Source organism: Ignavibacteria bacterium, from assembly GCA_016873845.1.
Lineage (GTDB): Bacteria > Bacteroidota > Ignavibacteria > Ch128b > Ch128b > JAHJVF01.
Genome location: VGVX01000134.1, coordinates 1 through 2,992, shown reverse-complemented (window position 1 = coordinate 2,992; position 2,992 = coordinate 1). Strand labels below are relative to the sequence as shown.

Annotated in this window: 2 protein-coding genes; both read right to left on the bottom strand. The window is 38.3% G+C overall.

Going from position 1 to position 2,992, the window contains the following annotated elements:
• Positions 1–342: 342 nt before the first annotated feature.
• Positions 343–1,950 (bottom strand): T9SS type A sorting domain-containing protein, encoded by a 1,608-nt coding sequence (locus FJ213_13200; GenBank protein MBM4177108.1) that lies wholly within the window; start codon positions 1,948–1,950, stop codon positions 343–345.
• On the bottom strand, positions 1,947–2,891 hold the full coding sequence (locus FJ213_13195; GenBank protein ID MBM4177107.1) for a hypothetical protein: 945 nt from the start codon (positions 2,889–2,891) through the stop codon (positions 1,947–1,949). Before FJ213_13195 ends, FJ213_13200 begins: the two co-directional genes overlap by 4 nt.
• Between the last annotated feature and the right edge of the window lie 101 nt (positions 2,892–2,992).

The following is a 2,992-nucleotide window of genomic DNA, read 5'->3' as shown; positions in this document are numbered from 1 at the left end:
CAATTGGTTAAGGAAACTCCGGCCGAAATTATCGATGTCGAAAAAGAATTTCCAAATTATAAAGCGGGAGTGTTTCTCAACATGAACAATCCCAATGATTATCAGAAAGTTATGTCTGACATAGTATAGAAGAAATCTGAATCGTAGCACAGATTAAAACGACTCGATGTCGTTTCGAAATCTGTGCACTGAAATAAAAATGAGACTTCAAAAGTCTTAGCTAAATGTATAATTCGAGTTGAGACTTTTGAAGTTTTTCAAATTTTTTATATCTAAAACTGATCTAAAAACCCGACTTCTCTCACTTTTTCTGTGAATTAAGAAGTCGGTTTTTATTCAGTCTTACTTCACAACCATCATTTTTTTTGTTTCAACGTATGATCCAGCACGAAGCTGATAAAAATAAATCCCGCTTGGTAATGGATAATTTATAATTGAGAATGGATAATAATAAACGCCGGATTCTTTCACCTCATCAACAAGTGTTGCAACTTCATATCCGAGCACATCAAATAGTTTTAATGTTACTTTCTCTCTACTAGGTACTGAGTACTGAATACTTGTTCCAGGATTGAATGGATTTGGATAGTTCTGTTTCAATTCATATTTCAACGGAGTTTCAAATCGATCGGTAACATCTGTTGTATTGCTTTCAGTTTTGAAGCTTAAAATAAACGGATCGCCGGGTACGCCATCGTTATTTCCATCGATAGAAGTACCTCCAAGTGATTTTGCAGCTGCTGCAATAGTCAAAACGTAATTAGTGTTATAACTCAATACCGGATTTGGTGTGAACAACAGCATCGTGCTTCCAGCAGTCCATGTAAAATTTCCACTCGCAGGCGGCGACAATGAGAAAGCTAAACGTACAGAAGTTGTATCCATCGGTCTTGAAAATCTAATTCCGATCAAGTTGTTCACCTTAAATCCTGTGTCTCCGGGCAATGGTTGAGTCTGTGTAATTGTCGGCGGAGTTGCGATGAAAAGAGTTCTATCGAGAAAATGTAATCCGCTTGCAGCAACAGTCTGATTGACAGTATCTTTTCCGTAATCGGGTGTTTCAAAAACCACTTTATAATTTCCGGGAGTGAGTCTGTCAAACAAATAATAACCATTGTTATAAGAGTCTCCGTTATAAACAATGTCTGCAGGGAGCAGTTTTACTCTCGATTGGTTTTTTGGCTTTCCAGTTTCTGAATCGGTTTGAATCCCTGCAACAAATCCAAATAAATCGAATGGGATGCTGTAATATTCGAGGTATCCTCTTACTAGTCCATAAGCTTCCATTTTTCTGTAATGATTGTTCATGAGACGTCGAGTCTCTGGATAAAAATCATGGAACGATCCTTCCGAAAGAGTTCCGGGCATTAATAATGGTTTTAAAACTCCAAGATTAAATCCACCACTCGGACCGCCGTAAAATGTATAATCAAGTCTGACGTAGTAAGTAGAAGTTCGGTTGTTCGCTTTGATGTGTTTTCCAAGTTTGTCTGCCATGTTGAGTGCTTCGGGAAACGCCGGCTGACGAGTCGGGATATCTTCTTTAATTAACATTAAGGTATAGTTTGTACCATTATTCGTTCCACCGGTTGCATTGCTGTGAATGGAATTGAACCAATGGACATTATTTGCATTCGCGATTGCAGCGCGTGCAGAAAGACTCGGCTCATCATTATCATTCGGGTAACTGTTTGTATTGCGTGTGAGAATTACCCATCCGCCCTTCTCCTCGATCATTGGTTTCAATAAAAGTGCTTTTTGAAAATTGCTTTCTGATTCCCAGAAACTTATTCCAGGGTCTGGGACAACAAGACGGTCGTTTGCCGCATTATTTCCGCCGTGTCCGGGATCGATACAGAATTTCAATCCGCTCAAATCGGTTCTTTGAGCGAAGGAGAATGAAAACAAAATTAATACGAGCAAAATAGGAGTAAATATTTTTTTCATCATTTTATTTCCTTCCTGTTCGCCGATTTGATATCGTAATGGAGTATGAAAATCTCACCGTTTAAAGAGTTGCAGACAATTTTGTTTTCAGTGGAAGAGACATGCGGATTCATCTCAGTTATATTTGCGGTGTTTGTCAGATTCACAGTATTCTTTCCATCGACGGAGACAGCCATTATTTCGGATGAAAGAATATTGTGTCCGTCATCTTTATCGTCCATGTATATGAGCCAGTTGCCGTCGCGTGACCAAACTGCTGAATTTCGTTTTCCGAGTTTTGAAATGATATTACCATTTAGATCACATATAAATGTTCCGCGGTCGGATTCATACGCGACGATTTTTGTCCTATCGGTTGACAGACTCGGCCAAATGTAACTTCCATTTCCAAATGGATCGAGCAAAACTTTTACACCATTTTTGTTCACTGCGATTTTTGTGTTTTCTATTCCTAGAATTGAAATTTCTTTTTGAGATGTTCGCGGCGATAGATTTTTCGTTTGATCACAATCCGAAAACGTTACGCCGGATTTTGTGAATGTTGGAGTTGAAAGATTATCCCCTTTAGCAAATGAAGCGGCTTTGCCAGTTTTTAGGTTGAGAGAAATGATCTCTTGAACTCTCTCAAGGCTTCCGGTTGGGTAGAATGTTTTGCGGTAAGCGATTTGATTCCCATCACTCGAAATCGCAAATCCGTAGCCTGAACCCTGATCTGAAGTTATCTTGCGGGTTTTTTTTGTCGCAAATGAATATTCCCAAATTCCATTATATGAAGAATTTGTGAAATAGATTTTCTTTCCGTTCGGCGAGAAGATTGGAGCGTTCCATTCTTCCGAGCCGGAGATTGGCAGTCGTTCGATCTTTATTGCAGTTAATTGTCCGTATGAATGACCAAATGTTAAAATTAAAAATAAAACTAAATAGCTTATTGTTGTCTTCATCATTAAAACCTTTCAAAGAAATTTAATCTCAAGAAATTTTAATCGGTCGAATTGACCTATTTTAACCGCAAGTTAAGAATCTATTTGCTTTCAGAAAAGGAAAA

What these genes read in the sequence shown, in the direction of transcription:
- FJ213_13200 (MBM4177108.1), bottom strand. Translation starts at nt 1,950, where the DNA reads ATGATGAAAAAAATATTTACTCCTATTTTGCTCGTATTAATTTTGTTT.
- FJ213_13195 (MBM4177107.1), bottom strand. Translation starts at nt 2,891, where the DNA reads ATGATGAAGACAACAATAAGCTATTTAGTTTTATTTTTAATTTTAACA.